Consider the following 4,520-nt stretch of genomic DNA (forward strand, 5'->3'; position numbering starts at 1 on the left):
GACCGGCCGCGTACATGAAGCCCGACAGAGCGAGCACGGCGACAAGACAGACCATAACGGCGCGCACGCCTCGCATCGGACGACCCTGAGGGAATTGTCGATTCCGATTAAGGGCTTTCATGGTTAACAAAGCATGACCGCGCGGACTTTGCGCCGGCTGGGGCCGGCGGTAAATCCGCGCAATTAACCCAGCGGCAACCTTAATGGAGTGTAATCGCCACAGCTGAGTGGAGTGGTGGCGTCTGCGGGAGTGTGCGATGCGTTTAGCGTTCTGGCGTGCAGGCAAGGACGGTGCGGGCGAGGAAGAGCCTGTCGTCCAGCCGATCGCAACGCCCACGCCTTTCGGCAATCCGGCCGCAGCAAGCATCGCAGGCGATCTGGATTTCGGCGCCCTCGGCCAGGCACTGCTACGCAGGCGTAGCTGGATCATCGTCCCCACGGTGCTCGCCGCCGTGCTCTCGATCACCGCCGTCAATCTGGTGACGCCGCGATACAAGTCCGAAGCCCGCATTCTGGTCGACGGGCGTGAGAACGTGTTCCTGCGGCCGAACGGCGAGCGTAACGAGGAGCGTACCGCGCTCGATGCCGAGGCCGTCACCAGTCAGGTCCAGCTGTTGCTGTCGCGCGATCTCGCCCGCGAAATTATCAAGAAGAACAAGCTCGCCGAGCTGCCGGAATTTGATCCGGTGCTGCAGGGCATATCGCCGCTGAAGTCGCTGCTGGCGCTGTTCGGGATCGGCCGCGATCCATTCGCGCTGACGCCGGAAGAGCGTGTGCTGGATGCCTATTACGACCGCTTCACCGCCTATGCGGTCGATAAATCGCGTGTCATGGTCATCGAGTTCCAGTCGCGCGATCCGGATCTCGCGGCGCGCGTCGCCAACTCGATCGCCGAGGGCTACCTGGTGCTGCAGCAGAATGCGCGGCAGGCGCAGGCCAGATCCGCCAGCCAGTGGCTGTCGGGCGAAATCGACAATCTGCGCAAGAAGGTCGCGGAAGCCGAGTCCCGGGTCGAGGACTTTAGATCGAAATCGAGCCTGTTCGTCGGCACCAACAACACCACACTGTCGAACCAGCAGATGGGCGAACTGAATACGCAGTTGAACAACGCGCGCGCGCTGAAATCGGATGCGGAATCGAAGGCGCGGCTGATCCGCGAAATGCTTCAGAGCGGCAAGCCGATCGAGGCGTCGGAAGTGATCAATTCGGAATTGATCCGCAGGCTGTCCGAGCAGCGCGTCACGCTGCGCGGCCAGCTTGCCGAGCAGTCCTCGACGCTGCTCGACAATCATCCCCGCATCAAGGAGCTGAAGGCGCAGCTCTTGGATCTCGACCGCCAGATTCGCGACGAAGCCAGCAAGCTCTCGCGCTCGCTCGACAATGATGCGCGCATCGCCAGCGGCCGGGTCGAAGGCCTGAGCGCCAGCCTCGAGCAGTTGAAGAAGCAGGCGACCTCGACCAACGGCAACGACGTCCAGCTTCGCGCGCTCGAGCGGGAAGCCAAGGCGCAGCGCGACCTCCTGGAATCCTATCTCGCCAAATACCGCGAGGCCAACACCCGCGAGAACATCGACGCCGCGCCGGCCGACGGACGCATCATTTCCCGCGCCAGCGTGTCCAATACCCCGGCCTACCCAAAGAAGCTGCCGATCGTGCTGATCGCGACGCTGGCGACGCTGATGCTGAGCGCGGGTGCGATCGCGACAGGCGAGCTCCTGCGTATGACGGCGCCGCGCGCGGTGGCCGTCTTCGGTTCATCTCCGGCTCCGGTCCGCGTTCCCGCGGCTGCGGAGGTTGCGGTGGCCGATCGCGAGCCGGTATTCGACGATATCCGTCCGGAAAATCCAGTCGAAGCACGCGCCGAGATCGCGCCCGGGTTTGCGTCCGAACTCACCGAAATCGAAAATCTCGCCGGGGACTTGCGCAGCGCCGGCGAAGCCGCCCGCAAGGTCGCGATCCTCGGCACCGCATCCGGTGAGAGCATCACGCTGACGGCGCTGACGCTGGCACGCCTGCTCGCGCGGGACGCAAGGGTCGTGGTGGTCGATCTGTCGGCGTCGACGCCGACGATCCCGGCCGTGTCGTTCGATCCGGCGGCGCCGGGGCTGGCGGAATTGATGCTGGGAGAGGCGTCGTTTTCGCAAGTGATCACCAGGGACCGGCTCTCGCGGGTTCATCTCGTGTGCGCCGGACGTCCTGGCTTCGACCGGGCGTTGCTGCAGTCGCCGCGGTTGATGCTGGCGATCGATGCCCTGCTGCGGGTCTATGACCACGTGCTGCTGGATGCCGGCGCCGCGTCCGACCTGCCGGCGGAGTTGCTGACAACGCAGGCGCGCGTCGTGGTGGTGCCGGACGCCTCGATGGCCGCGGACGCCCGCGCCCTGATGTGCGATCAGTTGAAGGCGGTGGGTTTTTCCGAGGTGACGATGCTGAGCAAGCCGGCGCAGCCCTCGGACGCCGTCGAGCCGGCTCCGCGCGTGGTGGCCGCCTGAAGGCGGCGGCGACTACGGTTCAGGTATACTTCGGTGCAGCGCGCTTCGCAATCTTTGCGCGACTTGAAGCAGCGCCTGGTTATGTTTCACCAGATGCTTGGCACGGTTGAGGCCTGACATCGCGCCGGCGGCCAACTTGCCGCGCGGGCCGAGCGGGATGAAGCTGTCGAAAATCGGCTCGTCGTTCTTGCAGAACAGCCTCTTGTAGTCGTCGGAACCGATGCCGAGATCGAGCGCGCGGTAGCCGCGCCCGGCATAGGTGTCGATGATGTTGCGCATCAGGATCAGGCCGGGGCTGTAACGCGAACTGCCCGACATCGTGTAGGTGTTGAACATCATCGAAAAGCGATATCCGTCGGCGACGCCGGCAAAGATCGCGATCACCTCGTCGTCGCATTCGAGCGCGTGAATGTCGATGGCGCGACCGCCGCCCGCGAGCTCCGTCATGCAGGCATCCCTGATGAAATCCTCCACTCCCGGATCCCCGAACACGTTGGGCAGTTTCTGTTCCGCCATCCGCAGCGGTTTGACGGTGAAGAACCAGTCGAGCAGCCGTTCGATTTCGACATCCGATGTCGCGACGTGATAGCGATAGCCGGCCAGCGTCTGCAGCTTGCGTTCCTTGCCCTTGAGGCGCCGCCGGAAGGAATTGCTGATCAGATCAGATGGCGCCGCGCCGGGCGCCATCGCGAGCAACGGGCAATCATTGACCGAGGGCTGCCGCGGCAGCAGCGCCATCGGGTTCGGCAAGTCCTGCCAGCGCCGGGGCTGTTGGTTGAGCGCCAGAACGTCGGCTTCGCCGCGTTGGCGTATTCCCGCAAGCAGCGCATCGAGGTCGGGGAGCGTTGCCGCGGCGGCAAAATCGCCGTCCCACAGCGCCATGTTGAAGGTGGCATGTTTGCCGCCCATGAAGCAGGCGGTACGAATGCCGTGCTTGCGGTGGAGTGCGAGCGGCAGCAACAATAGCGGCCGGCGCTCGGCGTCATGCGCGATGACGATAAAGGGCGAGAGGCTCTCGCGCGCTCCGACCTGGCGCTGCCAGGGCCCGAGAAAATCGAAGCGCTGATACGGGGTGGAAAACTTCCCTTCGAGGCCGCGCCAGACCGTTTCCGCCTGGCCGAGGTCATGGACGATATCGACGCTGGCGATCCGGCTTGATCTCGACCACGGTTTCGCTTCCGCCGTTCGGCTTTCGATCGCGGCAGCCATGGTCATTATGAAACCTGTCCATAGGGTATTGTTTACAATTTTCGGCGTTTGCCGACCTTTGCAAAGAAATGTCAACAAAGAGTAATGACAATAGGGATGGCGCCAGGTGGCAGCCGCGGCGGCGGAATGTCTTCCAGCCAAGTGGAATCCGGTGAGCCAAAAGAAAATGCGCCTCGCTCACAAGATGCGCGTATTTTGTCCGCAAAACCGGTAGTCGCCTTTGTGGAATAGGCGCTGGGGACCAGACGTTGCCATCCGAACTCCGATTCCTGAACAGCCTGCGGCTGGAGTTTGCCTATTTCAGCGGTGTGCCATGGCTGAGGAGATGGCGGCCCGGCTGCGCCGGCGTCATCCTGCGGTTCGAACGCGTGCGCCCGCGGCGCAGCGCGCGTTTTCAGCCGCTTAGATATCTGGAAATCACCCCTGGATTTCTCGATCGGACGATCCGGGCGCTGCAGCGCTGGAAATACGATATCGTCTCACTGGACGAGGTGTGCCGCAGGGCGGTCACGCTGGCCGAGCCGAGACAATTCGTCTGCCTGACATTCGACGGCGCCTACAAGGATCTGATCACATCGGGCTATCCGGTGCTTTCGAAACATGGCGTTCCGTTTGCCGTCTACGTGCCGACGGCGTTTCCGGACGGCCTGGGCGAGGCGTGGTGGCTCGCGCTCGAGGAAGTGATTGCGCGGGAGCGGCGCATCAGCCTCGTGATGGATCGCAAGGAGCAGCGTTTCGATATCGCCACCACGTCCGAAAAATATCAGCTCTACGCGTTTCTCGCGAGCTGGATGCGTGCGCTCGCGCCGCCGGATCTCG

General features: G+C 63.6%; 2 protein-coding genes and 1 pseudogene. 2 read left to right on the forward strand and 1 reads right to left on the reverse strand.

Annotation, left to right across the window (positions count from 1 at the left end; translation table 11 throughout):
- Positions 1-257 precede the first annotated feature (257 nt).
- Complete coding sequence (locus tag QZ213_RS25045) at positions 258-2,492, forward strand: exopolysaccharide transport family protein (protein ID WP_291688755.1); 2,235 nt, start codon at positions 258-260, stop codon at positions 2,490-2,492.
- Between the two features lie 12 nt (positions 2,493-2,504).
- On the opposite strand, the gene QZ213_RS25050 is transcribed toward QZ213_RS25045, so the two are convergent.
- Positions 2,505-3,707 carry a GNAT family N-acetyltransferase gene (locus QZ213_RS25050; RefSeq protein ID WP_291688756.1) on the reverse strand — a complete coding sequence of 401 codons (1,203 nt, stop codon included), beginning with the start codon at positions 3,705-3,707 and terminating at the stop codon, positions 2,505-2,507.
- Positions 3,708-3,949: 242 nt separating this feature from the next.
- Here QZ213_RS25050 and QZ213_RS25055 point away from each other — a divergent pair.
- Positions 3,950-4,520, forward strand: a pseudogene (locus QZ213_RS25055) (polysaccharide deacetylase); the annotation flags it as partial.

This window comes from Bradyrhizobium sp. (assembly GCF_017881085.1).
GTDB lineage: Bacteria > Pseudomonadota > Alphaproteobacteria > Rhizobiales > Xanthobacteraceae > Bradyrhizobium.

Coding starts and splice junctions, on each gene's coding strand:
- QZ213_RS25045 (WP_291688755.1), top strand. CDS start 258: ATGCGTTTAGCGTTCTGGCGTGCAGGCAAGGACGGTGCGGGCGAGGAA.
- QZ213_RS25050 (WP_291688756.1), bottom strand. CDS start 3,707: ATGACCATGGCTGCCGCGATCGAAAGCCGAACGGCGGAAGCGAAACCG.